Genomic DNA, 18,990 nt, shown 5'->3' on the forward strand with positions numbered 1-18,990 from the left:
CTGCGCCCTGCTCGCCGACCCGGTCGCCTGGTCCGGGCCGGCCGCTGCGGCGTACGACGAGGCCCGTGGCGCCCTGCTCCGCCATCTGGACGAGGGGCCGGAGAGCCTGGTCGGGCGGCTGGAGTCGACCGCCGGCTACGCCGACGCGCTGGCCGACTGGGTGGAGGGGAGCCGGCTCGCCCTGGCCCGGGCCATGGCCGACGTGCTGCGCTCGGCCGAGGCGGTCACCGTGCACGCCGCCGGTCGGCCCGGTGGCGGCGGTGAGGGGGCCGGGGCACTGGCGGCGGCGGAGATCGCGGTCCGGGTGCTGGGCGTGCTCGGGGTGGCGTACGACGGCGCGGAGACGCTGCTGCGCCAGTGGGCGCCGAGCCTGGCCGAGGCGACCTGGCGGGAGCGGGTGGCCGGCGGGCCCCGCTACGGCGGCACCACCCGGGTCGGCCACTGAGCACCTTGCGCAAGCTCACGGCGCCGCGCGCCGTACCGGCCGTGGCCGGGCTCCGGCGGCGACGCCGTGGCCTTCCCCTGCACCCCCCGCAGGTCTGTCTTCACTCAACGCGGTCGGCTGCCGTTTGTCCTCCGGTGGGCTCATGTTTCAGCCGTCCGGGCGAGGATCAACCACACGACGGGTTGGAGCCGGCTCGGTCGAGTCGACAATCATGGATCGCTGCGCCGGGTGACCGGACGGCGACGGCCGGCCGGCCGTCGACCCGCGCGGCGTCGTAGGGTGGTGGCCATGGGCATGCTCTGCGCGGTCAGTTTCAACCGGTACGGGCGCCTCTACTACCTCGATCCGGGCGAGCTGCGCCCGCAGGTGGGTGACCGGGTGCTGGTGCCCACCGACGAGGGACCCGAGGTGGCCGAGTGCGTCTGGGCCGCGCAGTGGGTCGACGAGGACACCGCCGGCTTCCCCCGGCTGGCCGGGCTGGCCGGCGAGGAGGACCTGCGCCGCGACGAGCTGCTGCGCCGGCGCAAGGCCGACGCCAAGGTGGCCGCCAAGCGGCTGATCCGCGAGCACGGGCTGCCGATGAAGGTGGTGGCCGTCGACCACGTGTTCGGTACGCCGGACACCGGCAGCGACCGCACCACGGTCTACTTCACCGCGCCGCACCGGGTCGACTTCCGCTCGCTCGTCCGTGACCTGGGGGCGACGCTGCACTGCCGGGTCGAGCTGCGGCAGCTCTCCGCCCGCGACTCGGCGCGCGTCCAGGGCGGGATCGGCTCCTGCGGCCGGGACCTCTGCTGCGCCACCTTCCTCACCGACTTCGAGCCGGTGACCATCCGGATGGCCAAGGACCAGGACCTCCCGCTCAACCCGCTGCGCATCTCCGGCGCGTGCGGCCGGCTGATGTGCTGCCTCAAGTACGAGCATCCGCTCTACCAGCGGTTCCAGGAGTCCGCCCCGGCGATCGGCAGCCGGGTCACCACGCCCGAGGGGGACGGCAAGGTGGTCGGCCACAGCGTCCCCAGGGACTCGGTCACCGTCCGGCTGGACGCCGACGGCTCCCGCTGCTCGTGCAGCCGCGCGTCCGTCTGCGCCCCCCGCCAGGCCCACGACCAGCACTACAACCCCTGACCAGCGCCGCGCTTCGCCCCGCGCCCGGCCCGCGCTTCGCCGCGTCGATCATGAAGTTGGCGGCGAGTTTGATCTCTTCACCTGCCGCCAACCTCATGATCGACGCACCTGAGGCGGATGGTCAGTGGAGGACGATGGGGGGTTCGGCGAGGCGGGGGGCCAGGGGAGCCTTGGGGGTCAGCCAGGAGGCGGTGGGGGACTGGTCCGGGTTCAGCTGCCAGGCGTGGCAGACCTTGTCCACCGCGACCGGGTAGATGGTCAGCGTGCCGTCCGGGTCGATCCGCATCCGGAGGAAGGCCTTCGAGTCCTCGATGCCCTGGCCGGCGAAGAGTTCGTTGACGTTCACCCCGAACGACCCGGCCACCAGCAGGTAGAGCGCCACCAACTGGCTGGCGACCAGCCCGATCACCGGCCCGTACAGGACGGCCGCGGCGACCACCGGCAGCGGCCACGGCCAGTCGTAGAAGGGCAGCTTCAGCCAGAGCCAGGTGCCGCCGGCGGCCAGCGCGATGTGGGCGAGCCCGTGGGTCACACCGAGGATCCAGTGCCGGGCGTGCCGTTTCCCGCCGGCGCTCGGCGGCTTCGCGAAGAACGCCGCGCTCAGCATGGTCACCACCAGCATGATCACCAGCGGGACGCTGAACAGCCGCTGCTCGGTCGTGCCCATCTGGTTCGCCCCGACCGCCCCGGCCATGGCCAGCATCAGCAGGGTGTGCAGGGTGCCGAGCAGAGTGGTGAAGCCCGGGTTGCGGAACGGCAGCCGGGCGAAGATGCCCCAGCCGTAGCGCCGGGAGCGGGCCTTCTCCGGATAGCGGGCCGCCAGGTCGTACTCGCGGGTGCGGCTGGACCGGCGCGCGAGCGTGTCCCGCGGCGGCACCTCCAGCCGCTCGGGGAGGGTGTGCGTGGGGTAGAGGTACGCGCCACCCGACCCGCAGGTGATGAGCTGCCGCTCCGAGCCGGTGTAACGGGCGTAATGGTGCAGGTCGCCGGAGATCAGCAGCCGCACCTGCGCCCCCGTGGGCGCGATGATCGTCCGGATGAAGTAGTCGATCGAGTCGTACGCCGTGGGGTGATCCGCGGCCTTGACCCAGGTGGGTGCCGGGACCGCCAGGATCACCTTCGACTGCGGGGTGAGCTTCCGGGCGACCGCGTCGAAGTAGGTGAGCTGCGGGTCGTCCAGGTACGACCCGGACTGGTCGTCGATGCCGAGCAGCCACCAGTCCGCCGGCAGTTCCACCGCGAAGTACGACCGGGACTGGCCGGTCCCCCAGCCCGCGAAGTGGCGGTCCCGGGACCGGACGAACAGCCGCAGGAACGCGGTCAGGCCGTCGTACCAGTCGTGGTTGCCGGGGACCGCGAAGAGCGTCGGCTGCTCCGGCGGGGCCAGCGGCAGCGCGGCCTGGTACGGCCCCTTGCAGCGGTCCTCGTACGCCTCGTAGGCCGCCGACGGGTAGACCTGGTCGCCCCCCATCACCAGGGTCTGCGCCCGGGGCAGCCGATGCCCGTCGACCGCCAGCTCCGGCTGGGCGAGCAGGTACGCGACCGAGTACGTCGCGTCGAAGCCGTCACCCAGGTCGGCCACGTAGTCCAGCCAGAGCCCGCCGTCCGGCCCGACCTGCCGGAACGTGTCGTCGCCGAACGCGTTCTGCAGCTCCCGCTTGTCCAGGTACGCCCCGAACAGCATCGCCAGCAGGGTACGCAGGCCGGTGCTGATCAGCAGCAACGGCGCCAGCCACGGGACCGGCTTGCGCGGGGTGAATCCGAGCTCCAGCGGGTCGAGGCTGCGCGGTCGGCGGGTAGCCCGCTCACCGGGATGCGCCTCGGGGAGCGGCTGCGGCGGTACCTGATCATCGCTCACCCGCCGCAGGGTAGTCCCGACCGGATGCGAGCGCTGCCCGGCGAACGACCGAACTTCTCCTCGATGTCCGCTTCGGCGACGATGGGGATCCCGTTCGGCTCCGGGCGGGGGTGTGCCGTACACTTGACGATCGTTGCCGCCTTAGCTCAGTCGGCTAGAGCGACGCACTCGTAATGCGTAGGTCGACGGTTCGATTCCGTCAGGCGGCTCGGTGAAGAAGCCCAGGTCAACGGCCTGGGCTTCGCCGTGTCCCGAGGGCGACCACCCCGCCGGTGGCAGTGCCGGTCTCAGACAGCCGCATCCCCGCGCCGCGACCGCCTCGTCCAGCCGGTTGGCGGAGCCCAGTGTCCGAGGACAACCCTGACCAGGGACGCCAAGCCACGAAGCGAGCCCGGCGGGCGCGACCTGAAGGCCGGCCCGCCGGGCTCACTCTGGCAGGGAAGTGACTGGTCAGCGTTCGGAGGCGCGGGGCCTGCCGTCGTCACCCAGGGAGGACGCGGCATATTCCACGCCGGGCGTGCCGAGCGTGCGGCCCTCGTCGATGGTGCCGCGCCAGGCGCCCGTCGCGGTGCCTCGGCTCTCGATGTACGACTTGAACTTCTCCAGGTCGGCCTCGGCCCGCTTCTCCACGATGTGCAGCTTGTCGCCGGCCTGCTCGACCAGCCCCTCCGGCTCGTACTCCATGCAGAGCCGGACCTGGGTGCGGTCGGTGCCGATCGGCTGGAAGTGGACCGCACCGGCGTTGGTGGCGCCGCTGGTGGCCGCCCAGGCCACCTTCCGGTCCGGCACCTGCTCGAGGACCTTGGCGTCCCATTCGCGCTTCACGCCGCCGATCTCGGCGACCCAGTGCATCCGCTGGTCGTCGAGTTGCCGCACCTCGTGCACGCCGCCCATGAAGCGGGGAAACTCCTCGAACTGCGTCCACTGGTTGTACGCGGTGCTGACCGGCACGTCGACTTCGATGGACTTCTCGACCTTGGTGGTCATGGATTCCTCCTCGTCGTTCTGACGTCCGTCATCAGAGCCGTACCCTGAGGGCGAGCGCTCAATCGAGACGGATGCCACGCCTGCCGGCTCAGCCGTCCTCGCGATCCGGGTTCTCCAGGCGGAAGAAGTTGCTCTGCCGCCCGTCGGAGCGCTCCTCCTGGTAGATGAAGTTGAGCCGCCGCTCGTCGAACGTGCGGAACCACTCCTCCCAGCCGATCTCGCGCAACCGGTCCGCGCGGCCGTTCGCCGGGAAGTCGATCCGCAGCACCCCCGGGTGGCCGTCGTGCTCACTGCCGTCTACCGTGACCGGTACGCCCTTGCGTGCCTCGGCCCAGCGCCGGATCACCTGGTGGTCGGTGGTGACCAGGCTGCGGCCGGGCCGCTCCGGCTCGTCGTCCACGGAGGTGATCTCCTGGGCGTACTTCAGCGACTTCGAGTTCTGCGACCCGGTGCGGATGCCGCCGCCGGACGCCGACGAGGTGCTCTTCTTGGCCGGTGTGGCGCCGCGGCCGCCGGCGCGCGCCGAGGTGGTCTTCTTCGCGTCGTCCCGCAGGCTCTTCACCAGCGCCTTGACCAGGTCGCCCTTGCGCAGGTCCGAGGTGCCGGTGACGCCGCGGTCGCGCAGCCGGCCGCGCAACTCGTCGACCTTGAGCCGGGCGATGTCGCTCTCGTTGATGCCGGGGGTGTTCGGGGTCTGGTTGCCCGGCGGGTTCGTGGTCGCGGTCGAGCCGCTGCCGCGCCCCGAGCTGTTCTTCGTGGGCATCGCACATCATCCTCTCTCGACCTGTGTTCCAGGGGTTCCAGCGCCGCGTGACGCGGTGGGCCGTCCCTTGGATCTGTACCCTCAGCCGCCCGCCGAAACGTGAGCCACCGGGTGAGAGCCGGGATCAGGAGTAGATGGTGCTCACGTAGTCCGGTCCGTAGTGGCGTTCGAGGTCGGCGAGGTTCTCGGCCGGGGCCTCCACCTCCTTGACCAGGCGGGCCCGGGAGGGCAGGGCGTCGGGCCGCCACGTCTCGGGCTGCCACAGCTCGGAGCGGAGGAACGCCTTCGCGCAGTGGTAGAAGATCTGCTCGATGGCCACCTCGACGGCCAGCACCGGGCGGTGCCCCTTGACCACCATGTCGGCGAAGTACGGCGCGTCGCGGACCAGCCGGGCCCGCCCGTTGATCCGCAGCGAGTCGGTGCGGCCGGGGATCAGGTAGATCAGCCCGACGTGCGGGTTGGCCAGGATGTTCCGGTAGCCGTCGGCGCGGCGGTTGCCGGGCCGCTCGGGGATGGCGATCGTCGCCTCGTCCAGCACCACGGTGAAGCCCGGCGGGTCACCCTTCGGGGAGACGTCGCAGCTGCCGTCCGCCCCGGCCGTGGCGACCAGGCAGAACGGCGAGGCGGCCAGCCACTCCCGGTCCCGCGCGTGCAGCACGGTGCGTTCCTTGTCCAGCGCCCGCCGCGTCGGCGTACCGAGCAGGTCGCTCAGTTCCTCCGCTGAGGTGATCTCCGTCGTCACGTATTCCTCCCCCGTCCGTTGGCCTCGATGGCGTTTTCGGCCCGCGACCGGCCGGTTTCCGCCATGGTCAGCCTAGGCGTGCGCGCCGAACGCGAGGTTTGCCCCCGGGTCGGCCGGGTACGGCCTAACCCGCAGCCGCCCGGATGCGACCGATGGAGGCCCGATGGAGAGCCGACTGAAGGTGCTCGGTCACCCCGTGCACCCGATGCTGGTGATGTTCCCGGTGGCGCTCCTGGTCACCGCGGTGATCTTCGACGTCATCGACACCGCGGGCGGGCCGAACTTCCTCGGCGAGGTCGCGTACTGGAACATCCTGGTCGGCCTGATCGGCGGCGTGCTGGCCGCGGCAGCCGGCTCCGTCGACCTGCTCGCTCTGCCCACCGGCACCCGCGCCAAGCGGGTCGGCCTCGCGCACGCGGGTGCCAACCTCGCGGTGATCCTGCTGTTCGCGGCGGTCTGGGTGGTCCGGCTCAACGCCGAGTACCGGGCCGCCGGGGGCGCCCTGCTGGCCATCGAGGTGGTCGCCGTGGGGCTCCTGGGGATCAGCGCCTGGCTCGGCGGCGAGCTGGTGGACCGGCTGGGCGTGGGCGTCGACCCGGAGGCCGACCTGAACGCGCCGAGCTCGCTGCGACCCCCCTCGGCACCGGAGCGGATCGGAGAGGTGCGATGACGGAACAGTCCGGCGTACGTGGCTTCTGGCGCGGTCGGCAGCAGGGCTGGGACCCGATGGGCGAGCTGCAGTCGCTGCGCGCCGAGCTGCGCCGCCTGGTCGGCGGCCGGGCCGGCCCGCCGGAGGTGGAGCTGGCCGAGACCGCCGACGGCTGGGAGGTCGTCGTCCGGCTGCCCGGCGTGGCGCCGGAGGAGGTGGCCGTCGAGCTGGACGACCGGGAGCTGTGCGTCCGGGCCCGCTCGGAGGCGGAGGTGAACGCCGACCACGGCATCCAGGGCGGCTTCGAGACGCGCGGCTTCGAGTATCGGGTGGACCTGCCGTCCCGGGTGGACCCCGACCGGATCGACGCGGTGATGGACCACGGCCTGCTCCGGGTGCGGCTGCCCCGGGCGGCCCGGCCCACGCCGCGCACCATCACCGTCGGCCGCACCGGCCCCCGTCCCACCGCCGTGGGTACGCGGACGCTGGCGGACCCGGCCGCGGACCGGGAGCTGCACCACCCGGACACCACGGTCGACGAGCTCGACCGGCCGTAGGGGTCGCGTGACCACCCCGTCGGTGCTCGGCCCGGTCGGCGAGCGCGTGCCCGACGTCGAGCGGATCGCCGTGCTCCGGGCGAACGCGCTCGGTGACTTCATCTTCGTCCTGCCGGCGCTGGAGGCGCTGCGGGCCGCGTACCCGGGGGCGGAGATCGTGCTGCTCGGCGCGCCCTGGCACGTCGAGCTCTGGCGCGACCGCCCCGGCCCGGTGGACCGGGTGCTGGTGGTGCCGCCCGCGCCCGGCATCCGGGACGCCGGGCCGGACGAGCCGCCGGCGGAGCTGGCGGACTTCCTGGCGGCGGCCCGGGCGGAGCGCTTCGACCTGGCGATGCAGCTGCACGGCGGTGGGGCCAACTCCAACCCGCTGATCACCCGACTGGAAGCCCGGGTCACCGCCGGGCTGCGGGCCGAGGGCGCGCCGCCGCTGGACCGCTGGATCCGGTACGTCTACTACCAGCACGAGGTGATCCGCTATCTGGAGGCGGTGGCCCTGGTCGGCGCGCCGGCCACCACGATCACCCCGGCGCTGGCGGTCACCGACGCCGACCGGGCCGAGGCCCGGCAGGTGCTCGGCGCACCGGAGCGGCCCCGGGTGGCGCTGCACCCCGGGGCGACCGACAGCCGGCGGCGCTGGCCCCCGGAGCGCTTCGGCGACGTGGCCCGCGCGCTGGCCGGCGACGGGTACGAGGTGCTGGTCACCGGCACCCCCGCCGAGCGGGAGACGGTGGACGCGGTGGTCGTGGCGGCGGGCGTCCCGGTCCGCCCGCAGGTCGGCACGCTCACCCTGGGCGGGCTGGCCGCCTGCTACGCCGACTGCGCGCTGGTGGTCTCCAACGACACCGGGCCGCTGCACCTGGCCGCCGCGGTCGGCGCCCCCACGGTGGGCGTCTACTGGGTCGGCAACCTGATCAACGGGGCCACGCCGCTGCGGGCCCGGCACCGCCCGATCGCCTCCTGGACCACGCACTGCCCGGTCTGCGGCGTCGACTGCACCCCGGGGATCTATCCGCACCGCCCCGGTGACGGCGACTGCCCGCACCGGGACTCGTTCGTCGCGGACGTGCCCGCCGTCGAGGTGGTCGAGGCGGCCCGCGAGCTGCTGGCGGGCTGACCGGCGGTGTCGTGGCGACGGCCGGGCGTCAGGCCGGTTGTGGGGTGTCCGAGGGCTGGTCGACCAGGACGACCTCCCACGCCTCCACGTCCCGCTCGGTGACCGTGGTCGGCGACTCCAGGTGGAAGGCGCCGCTGGGCAGCACTCCCGCGCCGCCGTGCCGCTCCAGCACCGCGAGCTGTGCCGCGACGTCCTCGCCCTGATGCTTCTCGTGCAGCTGGCGCCAGAACTCGAAGCCGCCGGAGTCGATCAGCTTCGCCCGGTCGTAGAGCACGCAGCCGCCGATCCAGGAGACCTTGTACGCGCGCCAGGCCCCCGCCGGCAGCCGCAGCTTCTCGGTGACGTGCAGCAGGTTCGCCGCCGGGTGGATGGCGGCCCGATCCCACTCCGGCGTACCCGGTCGGACCCGCTCGGGGACCGGCCGGCCGTGCCACTCCTCGTAGTGCGCGTGGGTCTCCGGGCGTACGTCGTCGGCGTAGGAGAGGCCGTGCACCGCGTTGCCGACGAACCCGCAGCCCAGCTCGCGGATCGCGGTGACCAGCCGGGCGAGGGTGCCCGGTTCCAGCCAGACGTCGTCGTCGAGGCAGAGCACGTACCGAGCCGTCGACTGGCGCAGCAGGTACGCCCGGTGCTCGGCCAGCCCCCGCCGGGGCAGCCGTCGGGTCAGCAGCACCGGGTGGCCCCGATGGCGCACCGCCCGGACCATGGTGGCCGCCGCCGGGTGCGCGTACGCCGGTCCGTTGTCGGACTGGTCGCTCACCACCACTCCGAAATCGGGCACGCCCTCCTGCGCGGCCAGCCCGGAGAGCGTGACCGCCAGCTCGGCGGGTCGGTTGCGAGTGGGGATCAGCACGTCGAGCAGCCGCGGCTGGCGGAACCCGTCCGGCGTGCCGGGGTCGAGCGGTCGGTTCACGCCGGCCTGCCCGTACTGCCACCGACGGTGGGCGTGACCGGCTGCGCCCGGATCCGGTCGATGATCGCCGAGGTGGAGCGGTCCGGCACGTACCCGAGGGTGCGTACCTGCCCGCCCAGCCGGCGGACCAGCGGCGCCTCCGGGACCATCTCCGGCGGGTAGTCACCGCCCTTGACGTAGACGTCCGGGCGGACCGCCTCGATCAGCGCCGCCGGGGAGTCCTCCTCGAAGACCACCACGTGGCCCACGCACTCCAGGGCGGCCAGCAGCGCGGCCCGGTCCTCGACCGGGTTGACCGGCCGGTCCGGTCCCTTGAGCCGCCGTACGCTGTCATCGGAGTTGACCGCCACGACCAGCAGGTCGCCCAGCGCGCGGGCCTGGGTCAGGTAGCGGACGTGCCCCGGGTGCAGCACATCGAAGCAGCCGTTGGTGAAGACGATCGAGCGCCCCGCCCGGCGGTGCTCCTCGACGATCGCGGTCAGCTCCTCGGCGCCGACCAGGCTCGGGTGGCCGGTCTGCTCCGGGCCGGCGCCCAACGCGCCCAGCAGGTCCTCCCGCCGGCAGACGCAGGTGCCGGTATCGGAGACGGTGATGGTGGCGGCGAGCTGCGCGAGCTGGGCGGCGGTGGGCAGGCTCGCGTCCGCCGCCAGCGCCAGGGTCATCGCGGCGAGGTACGCGTCCCCGGCGCCCACGGCGTGGCTGGCCGGGACCGGGGTGCTGTGGCTGCGTCGGGGCTCGCCGTCGGCCCCGCCGACGACCGCGCCCTCGGTGTCCAGGGTCACCGCCACCACGTCCGCGCCGGTGTGCGCGCGCAGCTCGGCCAGGCGCGACTCGGCCAGCATGGCCCGGTCCACGCCGTCGCCGGCCGCCGCGTTCACCGTGACGCCGGTGCCGGTCACGCTGACACCGTCCCCGGTCAGCGCGACGCGCTCCTCGCCCGGGGTGGGCTCCCCGGTCGGGCCGGGGCGAGCCGCGCCGGCCTGGTCGGTCGACGGTGCGCCGGAGGTGGGGTGCGGGGTGCCGGCGATCCGCTCGCCCGCGCCGCCCGGCGCCGCGCCCACGACCAGCTCGGAGGGGCCGTCGACCGGATCGGCCGGGTGGTCCAGGTGCAGGTCACCGGCCGTGGTGCCGCGCGCGGCGGTACGGCTGCCGCCGCCGAAGCCCACGGCGGCCCGGGCCAGCAGGCGGGTCGCCTCGGCGAAGCTCGGGGTCACCACGGTCGGGTTGAGGCCGCGCCAGTCGGCCAGGTCGTGCGCGTCGAGGGCCACGGTGGCGTAGCGGTCCCGGTTGGCGACCAGCCAGGCGCGGACCGCCCGGGGCAGCGCGCCCAGGCCGTAGTCGCAGACGACCAGGGTGAGCGGCCGCCCGCCGGCGACGGCCTTCAGCTCCTCGGTCGCGCAGTGCAGCGCGGTGAGCAGGTGGGCCACCCCGCCGTCGTCGAGCGGGTCCTCCGGCTCGCCGGAGTCCTCGCGGAGCAGGATCTGGTTGCCGGCCAGCATCCGCCGCTTCACCGGCGTCTGCCGCCCGGGCTGGTTGACCGTCCGGTCCCAGACGCCCGCCCGGTCGAGGCAGTCGTGCAGTTCGTCGCCGGCCGCGTCGGCCCCGACCGGCGCCACCAGCACGGCCCGACCACCGAGGGCGGAGACGTTGACCGCCGTGTTCGCCGCGCCACCGGCGGCGGAGGTACGTCGGCGCAGGGTGAGGACCGGAGCGGGGGCCTCCCGGCAGAGCCGCTCGGACTCCGCGAACCGCCACTCGTCCAGCATGGCGTCCCCGATGATCAGCACGGGACGCCCCTGCCAGCTCTCCACCACTTTGGCGAGCCGGCGCTCTTCGGCTGCTGCTCCTGCCATGTCCCTCCGGGTCCCCCGAGCCGGTCCGCCCAAACCTGCCCACCGGTGCGGTCCGAGCCACGTCCGGCGCCCGGTTTCGCCCGCTTGAGCCCGGGCACGGATTGTCGGAGCCCCCTGGAGAGGAGAGACCACCATGGCAGCGACACTGCAGGGCAAGCGCATCGCCTTCCTGGCCGCCGACGGCGTCGAGGAGGTCGAGTACACGAAGCCCCGCGAGGCGGTGGAGAAGGCCGGCGCGCGGGTCGAGCTGGTCTCGGTGCGGCCCGGTTCGATCCAGTCCGTCAACCACCTGGACCAGAGCCGGACGTACGAGGTGGACGTGACGACGAAGGAGGCGGACGCCGGGGCGTACGACGCGCTGGTGCTGCCCGGCGGCGTGGCCAACCCGGATTTCCTGCGCACCGACCCGGACGCGGTCCGGTTCGTGAAGTCGTTCTTCACCGCCGGCAAGCCGGTCGGGGTGATCTGCCACGGCCCGTGGACGCTGGTCGAGGCGGACGTGGTGCGCGGCCGCCGGATCACCTCGTGGCCGAGCCTGCGTACCGACCTCACCAACGCCGGCGCGGCCTGGGTCGACGAGGAGGTGGTCACCGACAACGGCCTGGTGAGCAGCCGCAAACCCGACGACCTCCCCGCCTTCTGCGCCAAGCTCGTCGAGGAGTTCGCCGAGGGTCGGCATTGACCGCCGTCTTTCATTGATCATGAGGTTGGCGGCGGTCGCGGAGATCGACATCGCCGCCAACTTCATGATCAACCGGTTTCGGGGGCATGTTCTGCGGGACGTGGGAAAGAACGGCGAATGACTGCCCAGGCCAACGGTCGTCCCCTGCTGCACGCCCGCCAGATCCGCCTGCTGATGTTCGGTCTGATGACCGGCATGCTGCTGGCGGCGCTCGACCAGACCATCGTCGGTACGGCGCTGCCGACCATCGTCGGCCAGCTGGGCGGGATCAACCACTACTCGTGGGTGGTCACCGCCTACCTGCTCGCCTCCACCGCCTCCACCCCGCTGTACGGGAAGATGGCCGACCTGTACGGCCGGCGCCCGGTGTTCCTCTTCTCGATCGGCACGTTCCTGCTCGGCTCGCTGCTGGCCGGCCTGTCCCAGAACATGACCCAGTTGATCCTCACCCGGGGGGTGCAGGGGCTGGGCGCCGGCGGTCTGATGACGCTGGCGTTCACGATCATCTCGGACGTGGTCACGCCCCGCGATCGTGGGCGCTACCAGGGCCTCTTCGGCGCGGTCTTCGGGATCTCCTCGGTGGCCGGCCCGCTGGTCGGTGGCTACTTCGCGGAGACCAACTGGCGCTGGATCTTCTACATCAACGTGCCGCTGGGGATCCTGGCGATCGTGGTCTGCTACCACGTGATGCGGTTGATCCCGTTCCAGCGGCGGGAGCACGCCATCGACTGGACTGGGGCAGCGCTGCTGGTCACCGGGGTGAGCTGCCTGCTGCTGGCGCTGAGCTGGGGCGGCAGCCAGTACGCCTGGGGCTCCGGCGTGATCATCGGGCTGTTCGCGGCCGGTGCGGTGCTGGGCACCCTCTTCGTGCTCCAGGAGGCCCGGGTACGCGAGCCGATCCTGCCGCTGCGGCTGTTCCGTACCGCCACGTTCAGCCTGGCCAACGCGGCGGGCTTCGTGCTCGGTCTGGTGATGTTCGGGTCGATCATCTTCATCCCGCTCTACCTCCAGATCGTCAAGGGCGCCTCGCCGACCCGCAGCGGCCTGCTGATGCTGCCGATGATGGCCGGCATCATCGTCACCTCGGTGCTCACCGGCCGGGCGATGAGCCGGAGGGGCCGCTACAAGTGGTTCCCGGTGGCCGGCTCGGTGGTGCTGGTCGCCGGCATGCTGCTCTTCCGGCAGCTCCAGGTGGCCAGCTCGCTCTGGGCGGCCTTCGGCTACATGGTGGTGATCGGCGTCGGGCTGGGCCTGTGCATGCAGTCGCTGATCCTGGCCGTGCAGAACGCGGTGCACCCGCGGGATCTGGGCGCCGGCACCTCCTCGGCGACCTTCTTCCGCTCGCTGGGCGGCTCGTTCGGGGTCGCCATCCTCGGCGCGGTGCTCTCGTCGCAGCTCACCCACCAGCTCGCCGACCGGCTGCCGGCCGCCATCGCGCAGCTGCCGCCCGCTGAGCGGGCCATCGTGGCGGCCCGGGGCGGTGCGAACATCTCGATCAACGAACCGGGGACCATCCTCGCCCTGCCCGGACCGGTCCGCGCCGCGATCCAGGCCGCGTTCGTCGAGTCGCTGCACCTGGTCTTCCTGACCACCGGGTTGATCGCCATCATCGCGGTGCTGGTGACCCTGGCCCTGCCGAACCAGCAGCTGCGCGGCACCGGCCCGCAGGGCGCCACCGGCGGCGCGGATCCGCTGGGCGGGAAGGCGGCTGCGCCCGGCGGCAAGCCCCTGGCCAAGGAGTCGAAGGAGGAGGCCGCCGCCGAGATGGAGGCCAAGTCCCAGACGATGCTCTGACGGCCGGTTGGATCATGTAACGGAATGACGTCGATTGACGTCCATCAGGGTGGGACCGTCATCGCGCGGTCGCCCGGCCGCCGTCGACGGGGGCGTCGGCCGTGCCGTACCGCCGGCCGACGGCCGCCGGTGCGGCTCCCTGCGAACAAGGGACGTCATGACCTCCCACCGCACCCTGCGTACCGGACTCGCCCTGCTCTCCCTCGCCGCCTCGGCCGCGCTCCTGCCGGCCGCGCCGGCCCTCGCGGCACCGGCGCCCCGGCCGGACCTGAGGCTCAACCTCACCGTCACGCCGACCACGATGATCGGAGAAACGGGGAACCTGGCCGTCGTCATCGCGACCGTCGACAACGTCGGCGCGGCGACGGTCGAGGACATCACCGTCTCCTTCGAACTGCCGCCGGGCGGACGGTTCGTCGGTGACCCCTCCTGGCAGTGCGACTTCGCTACGTTCGTCTGCACCAACATCTACGGCCCGGTGCCGCCGGGCGGCACCGCCGAGCCGCTGCGCGCCTACGTCGGCCTTCCGGACGCGCCGGTCGGCACCGTCGCGACGATCGGGGCGACGGCCAGCACCAGCGCCCACGAGGCGACCCGGGCGAACAACACTGGCCGGGTCCAGACCACCTACGGATACGTCGCGGACCTGTCCCTGTCCGGTCGTGCGGACGCCAGCGGGACGTACGAGCGCGACATCCCGGCCAGCGGTGGGGATATCTCCCCGACCTTCACCGCCGAGAACATCGGCAGTGCCGACGCCGGCGATCTGCGCCTGGTGGTCGACGTGCCGGCCGGCTTCGCCGCCGCCGAGCCGTACGGCGACCCCACCAACCCGAGCCCATGGCTGTGTGATGTCTCCACCACCCAGGTGGTGTGCACCGCCGGGCCGCTCGCCGTTGGGGCCACGTCCACGGTGACGGTGCCGATGACCGCCCCGTCGGGTACGGTCGATGACCGTTTCGCCGTCCACGGCGAGCTCAGCACCTCCGGTGAGGAGTGGCGCCCGTGGGACAACGGTGCCGACGGGCTCTACCACTACGTGGAGCCGGCGGCCTGACGCTGGGACCGGCTGGTCCTCGGGTGGCGCGGGCTACTTGAGGATCAGCCGGTTGGTCTGCTCGAAGACGTCCAGGTCGGCGAGGGTCTCGATGACGCTGGCGGAGAGCGGGTTGGGCAGTTCCTCCGGGTGGAAGAAGGCGGCGTCGCTGGTCTCGTCGGTCACCCGGGCCAACTCGCCGTCCCACTCGTCCACCCGGAACGCCGTGGTGAATACCTGGTACGTGTGGCCGTACATGTTGGTGTGGGTGCGGTCGGGGCCGGTGTAGAGGGCGAAGGCGCTGACCCGCAGGGCGCGTAGCCCGGTCTCCTCGCGGACCTCCCGGACCGCGCAGTCGGCGATCGACTCGCCCAGTTCCATCGCGCCGGCCGGCATCGCCCACTGGCCGTTGTCGGAGCGCTGGATCAGCAGCACCCGGGCGGCGTTGTCCCGGACCACGGCGCGGGCCCCGACGAACATGAGGGTGCGGTCACCGGCCAGGGCGCGCAGTTGCCCCACGTACGAGTCGGCCCACGAGATACTCACCCGGACAATCTACGCAGTTTCCGTTGTCGGGTCGGTCGTTCCGGGGCTTCCGTGGTGTGACCGGCGCCACTAGCTTGTTACCCATGCGTAGCACGATGATGGATGCCCCCCTCCAGGTCGCCCGGATCCTCGAACACGGCTCCACCGTGCACGGCACGGCGGAGGTCGTCACCTGGACCGGCGCAGAGCCCCGTCGGATGACGTACGCCGAGGTCGGGCGGACCGCCGCCCGGCTGGCCCACGCGCTGCGCGACGAGTGCGGGGTGACCGGCGACGAGCGGGTCGCCACCTTCATGTGGAACAACAACGAGCACCTGGTGGCCTACTTCGCCGTGCCGAGCATGGGCGCGGTGCTGCACACCCTCAACCTCCGGCTCTTCCCGGACCAGATCGCCTACATCGGCAACCACGCCGAGGACCGGGTGGTGCTGGTCGACTCGACGCTGATCCCGCTGCTGGCCCGGGTGATCGGGCAGTTGACCACGGTGCGGCACGTGGTGGTGGTCGGCGGCGGGGACCCGGCGCCGCTGGTGGCGGCGGCCGGCGACCGGATCGTCGTACACCACTGGGACGCCCTGCTGGCCGACCGGCCGGACGTGTACGACTGGCCCGAGGTGGACGAGCGCGACGCCGCCGCCCTCTGCTACACCTCCGGGACCACCGGCAACCCCAAGGGGGTCGCCTACTCGCACCGCTCCATCTACCTGCACTCGCTCCAGATCTGCATGCCGGAGGGCTTCGGGCTCGGCCCGACCGACCGGGAGTTGGCCATCGTGCCGATGTTCCACGCGATGTCCTGGGGTCTGCCGTACGCGGCGTTCCTCTCCGGCGCGTCGCTGATCATGCCGGACCGGTTCCTCCAGGCCGAGCCGATCGCCGCGATGATCGCCACCGAGCGCCCCACCCTGGCCGGCGCGGTCCCCACCATCTGGACCGACCTGCTGGCCTACCTGGACAGTCACGACGTCGACACCTCGTCGCTCAAGGAGGTGATCGTCGGCGGCTCGGCCTGCCCACCGGCGCTGATGCACGCCTTCCACGACCGGCACGGCATCGAGGTCATCCACGCCTGGGGGATGACCGAGATGTCCCCGCTCGGCTCGGTCTCCCGGCCGCCGGCCGGCGCGACCGGCGAGACGGCCTGGCGCTACCGCTACACCCAGGGCCGCATCCCGGCCGGGGTCGCCGCGCGCATCGTCGGCCCGCTGGGCGAGCCGCTGCCCGCCGACGGGACCTCCGTCGGCGAGCTGGAGGTCCGCGGGCCGTGGGTGACGGCCCGGTACGTCGGGGACGAGGCCCCGGACGAGGAGAAGTTCCGGGACGGCTGGCTGCGGACCGGCGACGTCGGCATGCTCTCGCCGGACGGCTACATCACGCTCACCGACCGGGCCAAGGACGTGATCAAGTCGGGCGGGGAGTGGATCTCCTCGGTCGAGCTGGAGAACGCCCTGATGGCGCACCCGGCGGTGCTGGAGGCGTGCGTGGTGGGCGTACCGGACGAGCGCTGGGACGAGCGGCCGCTGGCCACCGTGGTGGTCCGGGAGGGTGCCTCGGTCACCGCCGAGGAGCTGCGGGACTTCCTGGCAAAGTCGGTGGCCCGCTGGCAGTTGCCGGAGCGCTGGGCGTTCATCGACGCCGTCCCGAAGACCAGCGTCGGCAAGTTCGACAAGAAGGTGGTGCGCTCCCGCTACGCCGAGGGCGGGCTAGAGGTACGCGAACTGGCCGCGCCGTAACACTTTCCGGCGTACCGTCGCTGGACGGGTAGGGACTTCGTCCTCCTCATGGGCATCCCTCCCCAGAGGGCGGCCCCGGCGTTCGCACCGCGCCGGGGCCGCCCGTCCATGCGGGGCGACCCGCATGTTCATTGTCGCGAAACTTGTTCGCCTCTGTCCTGATGTCAGCGAAATCCGTTTCGCGTTGTCACGCCTCGGCCGTGGCGATGAGCACCTTGCCGACCGCGCCGTCCTCCACCGCCTTGTGCGCCGCCTGGGCCGCCGACATCGGGTAGTGGTGCAACGGCAGCCCGGCCTCCTCGCCCACCCGGATCGCCCCCTGCGCCACCGCCGCCGCCACGTCGGTCACCGCCTGCGCCTTGGCCGCCTTCGGCGCGGTGTAGATCAGCACGAACTGCCAGCGCGCGTTCGGTACCATCAGCGCCCGGATCGGCAGCATCACCTCGGACCCGCCGTCGTCCGCGTAGACGCACACCGCACCCCCGTTCCGCAGGATCTGCACGTCGGTGGCGGCGTTGCGGGCCGCGGAGACCTCGACGATGGTATGCACCCCGTCGGGCGCGAGCTTGCGGACCTCCTGGACCACGTCCTGCTCGCGGTAGTTGATCACGAGGTCGGCGCCGGCCGCCGCCGCGAGCTGCGCTTTCTCGGGGCTGCTCACCGTGGTGATCACGCAGGCGTCGGCCCATCGGGCGAGCTGGATGGCAGCGTTGCCCACCGCGCCCGCCCCGCCCTGCACCAGCACCACATGGCCGCTGAGCGCGCCCGCGTGCAGCTTGTCCGGCATGAACTCGCCGGCGGTGAGGCAGCGGTGCGCGGTCATGAACGGGATGCCCAGGCAGGCGCCGAGGTCGAAGGAGGCGGAACCAAGCCGCACCGTGTGCCGGACCGGGACGACCGTGTATTCGCTGGCGGTGCCCCACGGCCGCTGCCAGGCGGCCTCCCAGAGCCACACCCGGGCACCCATCAGGATCTGGTCGACGCCCTCGCCGACCGCCTCGATCACCCCGGCGCCGTCCTGCCCGGGGATCTGCCAGCCGGCCGGGAGCGGCCACTGCCGGCGGGCCTTCCAGTCCGTCGGGTTCACCCCGGACACGGCCATCCGCACCAGCACCTCGCCGGGGCCCGGCTCCGGGATCGGGCGCTCGGCCACCTGGAGCACCGAGACGTCCCCGTTGCCTTCGTACACGATCGCCTTCATCGCCGTCCCCTCACCGCCGACACACCACCGGCTGCGCTACCCGGACGCACCCTGATCATTCCGACCGGGCCCGCCGGGAAAACGTACATCGAGGCGGTCGGGGGCAGGAGGGGGGTGGCGCGGGACATATCGGCGGAGGGCGGTGGGCCGGGTGCCGGCCCACCGCCAGCGATCAGCCCGCCGCGACCGACCGCTTCACGTAGTCGATCAGCTCCGGCGACGGGCCGCCGTGCTCCTGCGTGATCTCCGCGCGCTGCTCCGCGTACATCCGGTAGAGCGAGTCCCGCAGCCCCGGGTCCCCGCCGTGGAACGCCTCCAGCAGTTCCATCCAGCGCGTGGCCAGCGCCCGCACCCGCGGCTCCGCCGGGTCGGTCCCGGCGTCCAGCTCCGCCTGGACCTGGGCGATCAGCCGGGGCCACTCCTCCTCGACGCTGCGGATCGCCGCCTCGCCGAGCCGCTCCCGCCGCTGCGCCAACGCGGCGAGCTGCTCCTCGGTGAAGTAGTTCCGGATCGTGTCTTCCACCCTGGTCACCTCCTCGATCACGGCGAGCAGGTCGACGGGCGTGGCGCCCCCGGCGGCACGTACGACGGGCACCAGCATGGCCAGCCGGTCGCGCAGGCCGCCCAGCGCGGCGAGCTGCCGCTCCACGTGCGCCAGGTGGTCGTCGAGCAGCTCGGCCAGCTCCAGGCCGCCGCCACCGCCACCGTCCAGCAGCACACCGATGGTCTCCAGCGGCAGGCCCAGCTCGCGCAGCGCGACGATCCGGTACAGCCGGTCCACGTCGCCCTCGTCGTACAGCCGGTGGCCGGCGGACGTGCGCGCGGACGGCCGCAGCAGCCCCACATGGTCCCAGTGGTGCAGGGTCCGCACGGTGAGCCCGGTACGCCGGCCCAGCTCGCCGATCCGCCAGGTGGACGCCACGTCCCCACTCCCTCTCGCATCACCGCACCCTGCGGCGACAGAAACCGACGCTAGGACCTGACGTCGC

General features: G+C 72.8%; 18 protein-coding genes and 1 tRNA gene. 10 read left to right on the plus strand and 9 right to left on the minus strand.

Annotated features, from left to right (window positions below):
* A partial coding sequence (locus tag ACY34I_RS05310) for a hypothetical protein (protein WP_462753009.1) occupies window positions 1-445 on the plus strand: 445 nt, incomplete at its 5' end.
* 288 nt (window positions 446-733) lie between these two features.
* The gene (locus tag ACY34I_RS05315; protein WP_462753011.1) at window positions 734-1,573 is read left to right on the plus strand and encodes a PSP1 domain-containing protein; all 840 of its coding nucleotides are present in this window, start codon (window positions 734-736) and stop codon (window positions 1,571-1,573) included.
* Window positions 1,574-1,694: 121 nt separating this feature from the next.
* Here ACY34I_RS05315 and ACY34I_RS05320 read toward each other — a convergent pair whose 3' ends face one another.
* Entirely contained in the window at window positions 1,695-3,431 is a 1,737-nt protein-coding gene (locus tag ACY34I_RS05320) for a metallophosphoesterase family protein (RefSeq protein ID WP_462753013.1), read from the minus strand.
* 135 nt (window positions 3,432-3,566) lie between these two features.
* Here ACY34I_RS05320 and ACY34I_RS05325 point away from each other — a divergent pair.
* A tRNA-Thr gene (locus tag ACY34I_RS05325) sits at window positions 3,567-3,640 on the plus strand.
* Window positions 3,641-3,881: 241 nt separating this feature from the next.
* Here ACY34I_RS05325 and ACY34I_RS05330 read toward each other — a convergent pair.
* The 3 genes from ACY34I_RS05330 to ACY34I_RS05340 form a co-directional block, all read right to left on the minus strand.
* Window positions 3,882-4,418 carry an SRPBCC family protein gene (locus ACY34I_RS05330; RefSeq protein WP_462753015.1) on the minus strand — a complete coding sequence of 179 codons (537 nt, stop codon included), beginning with the start codon at window positions 4,416-4,418 and terminating at the stop codon, window positions 3,882-3,884.
* A gap of 88 nt (window positions 4,419-4,506) precedes the next feature.
* On the minus strand, window positions 4,507-5,181 hold the full coding sequence (locus ACY34I_RS05335) for a hypothetical protein (protein WP_462753017.1): 675 nt from the start codon (window positions 5,179-5,181) through the stop codon (window positions 4,507-4,509).
* 124 nt (window positions 5,182-5,305) lie between these two features.
* Complete coding sequence (locus ACY34I_RS05340; protein ID WP_462753018.1) at window positions 5,306-5,923, minus strand: pyridoxamine 5'-phosphate oxidase family protein; 618 nt, start codon at window positions 5,921-5,923, stop codon at window positions 5,306-5,308.
* A 163-nt stretch (window positions 5,924-6,086) separates the two neighbouring features.
* Between ACY34I_RS05340 and ACY34I_RS05345 the strand changes: the two genes are divergently transcribed.
* Genes ACY34I_RS05345 through ACY34I_RS05355 form a run of 3 tightly spaced genes read left to right on the plus strand, consistent with a single transcriptional unit; the run spans window position 6,087 to window position 8,243 of the window.
* Window positions 6,087-6,593 carry a DUF2231 domain-containing protein gene (locus ACY34I_RS05345; RefSeq protein WP_462753020.1) on the plus strand — a complete coding sequence of 169 codons (507 nt, stop codon included), beginning with the start codon at window positions 6,087-6,089 and terminating at the stop codon, window positions 6,591-6,593.
* Window positions 6,590-7,129 carry an Hsp20/alpha crystallin family protein gene (locus tag ACY34I_RS05350; protein ID WP_148797804.1) on the plus strand — a complete coding sequence of 180 codons (540 nt, stop codon included), beginning with the start codon at window positions 6,590-6,592 and terminating at the stop codon, window positions 7,127-7,129. The genes ACY34I_RS05345 and ACY34I_RS05350 overlap by 4 nt, the downstream gene beginning before the upstream one ends.
* A gap of 7 nt (window positions 7,130-7,136) precedes the next feature.
* Window positions 7,137-8,243: a glycosyltransferase family 9 protein gene (locus ACY34I_RS05355; protein WP_462753023.1), complete on the plus strand. Its 1,107-nt coding sequence runs from the start codon at window positions 7,137-7,139 to the stop codon at window positions 8,241-8,243.
* Window positions 8,244-8,271: 28 nt separating this feature from the next.
* On the opposite strand, the gene ACY34I_RS05360 is transcribed toward ACY34I_RS05355, so the two are convergent.
* Together ACY34I_RS05360 and rfaE2 are read right to left on the minus strand one after the other, a co-directional pair.
* The gene (locus tag ACY34I_RS05360; RefSeq protein ID WP_462753025.1) at window positions 8,272-9,156 is read right to left on the minus strand and encodes a glycosyltransferase family 2 protein; all 885 of its coding nucleotides are present in this window, start codon (window positions 9,154-9,156) and stop codon (window positions 8,272-8,274) included.
* Complete coding sequence (rfaE2, locus tag ACY34I_RS05365) at window positions 9,153-11,009, minus strand: D-glycero-beta-D-manno-heptose 1-phosphate adenylyltransferase (RefSeq protein ID WP_462753027.1); 1,857 nt, start codon at window positions 11,007-11,009, stop codon at window positions 9,153-9,155. Before rfaE2 ends, ACY34I_RS05360 begins: the two co-directional genes overlap by 4 nt.
* Window positions 11,010-11,142: 133 nt before the next feature.
* Between rfaE2 and ACY34I_RS05370 the strand changes: the two genes are divergently transcribed.
* The 3 genes from ACY34I_RS05370 (at window position 11,143) to ACY34I_RS05380 (ending at window position 14,542) form a co-directional block, all read left to right on the plus strand.
* Entirely contained in the window at window positions 11,143-11,691 is a 549-nt protein-coding gene (locus ACY34I_RS05370) for a type 1 glutamine amidotransferase domain-containing protein (RefSeq protein WP_462753029.1), read from the plus strand.
* 117 nt (window positions 11,692-11,808) lie between these two features.
* On the plus strand, window positions 11,809-13,485 hold the full coding sequence (locus ACY34I_RS05375; RefSeq protein ID WP_462753031.1) for an MDR family MFS transporter: 1,677 nt from the start codon (window positions 11,809-11,811) through the stop codon (window positions 13,483-13,485).
* Between the two features lie 157 nt (window positions 13,486-13,642).
* Window positions 13,643-14,542 (plus strand): COG1361 family protein, encoded by a 900-nt coding sequence (locus ACY34I_RS05380; protein WP_462753033.1) that lies wholly within the window; start codon window positions 13,643-13,645, stop codon window positions 14,540-14,542.
* Window positions 14,543-14,575: 33 nt separating this feature from the next.
* On the opposite strand, the gene ACY34I_RS05385 is transcribed toward ACY34I_RS05380, so the two are convergent.
* Window positions 14,576-15,067 carry an NUDIX domain-containing protein gene (locus ACY34I_RS05385; RefSeq protein WP_148797797.1) on the minus strand — a complete coding sequence of 164 codons (492 nt, stop codon included), beginning with the start codon at window positions 15,065-15,067 and terminating at the stop codon, window positions 14,576-14,578.
* An 83-nt stretch (window positions 15,068-15,150) separates the two neighbouring features.
* On the opposite strand from ACY34I_RS05385, the gene ACY34I_RS05390 reads away from it, so the two are divergent.
* On the plus strand, window positions 15,151-16,800 hold the full coding sequence (locus ACY34I_RS05390) for a fatty acid--CoA ligase (protein ID WP_462753035.1): 1,650 nt from the start codon (window positions 15,151-15,153) through the stop codon (window positions 16,798-16,800).
* Between the two features lie 187 nt (window positions 16,801-16,987).
* Here ACY34I_RS05390 and ACY34I_RS05395 read toward each other — a convergent pair whose 3' ends face one another.
* Together ACY34I_RS05395 and ACY34I_RS05400 are read right to left on the minus strand one after the other, a co-directional pair.
* A complete protein-coding gene (locus ACY34I_RS05395) occupies window positions 16,988-18,001 on the minus strand; it encodes an NADPH:quinone reductase (RefSeq protein WP_462753037.1) in 1,014 nt (337 codons plus the stop codon).
* 172 nt (window positions 18,002-18,173) lie between these two features.
* Window positions 18,174-18,923, minus strand: a complete 750-nt coding sequence (locus ACY34I_RS05400; RefSeq protein ID WP_462753039.1) for a MerR family transcriptional regulator — start codon at window positions 18,921-18,923, stop codon at window positions 18,174-18,176.
* Window positions 18,924-18,990 lie beyond the last annotated feature (67 nt).

It is taken from the genome of Micromonospora sp. RTBAU3-60 (assembly GCF_054963695.1).

Coding starts and splice junctions, on each gene's coding strand:
- ACY34I_RS05315 (WP_462753011.1), top strand. CDS start 734: ATGGGCATGCTCTGCGCGGTCAGTTTCAACCGGTACGGGCGCCTCTAC.
- ACY34I_RS05330 (WP_462753015.1), bottom strand. CDS start 4,418: ATGACCACCAAGGTCGAGAAGTCCATCGAAGTCGACGTGCCGGTCAGC.
- ACY34I_RS05335 (WP_462753017.1), bottom strand. CDS start 5,181: ATGCCCACGAAGAACAGCTCGGGGCGCGGCAGCGGCTCGACCGCGACC.
- ACY34I_RS05345 (WP_462753020.1), top strand. CDS start 6,087: ATGGAGAGCCGACTGAAGGTGCTCGGTCACCCCGTGCACCCGATGCTG.
- ACY34I_RS05350 (WP_148797804.1), top strand. CDS start 6,590: ATGACGGAACAGTCCGGCGTACGTGGCTTCTGGCGCGGTCGGCAGCAG.
- rfaE2 (WP_462753027.1), bottom strand. CDS start 11,009: ATGGCAGGAGCAGCAGCCGAAGAGCGCCGGCTCGCCAAAGTGGTGGAG.
- ACY34I_RS05370 (WP_462753029.1), top strand. CDS start 11,143: ATGGCAGCGACACTGCAGGGCAAGCGCATCGCCTTCCTGGCCGCCGAC.
- ACY34I_RS05375 (WP_462753031.1), top strand. CDS start 11,809: ATGACTGCCCAGGCCAACGGTCGTCCCCTGCTGCACGCCCGCCAGATC.
- ACY34I_RS05380 (WP_462753033.1), top strand. CDS start 13,643: ATGACCTCCCACCGCACCCTGCGTACCGGACTCGCCCTGCTCTCCCTC.
- ACY34I_RS05390 (WP_462753035.1), top strand. CDS start 15,151: ATGCGTAGCACGATGATGGATGCCCCCCTCCAGGTCGCCCGGATCCTC.
- ACY34I_RS05395 (WP_462753037.1), bottom strand. CDS start 18,001: ATGAAGGCGATCGTGTACGAAGGCAACGGGGACGTCTCGGTGCTCCAG.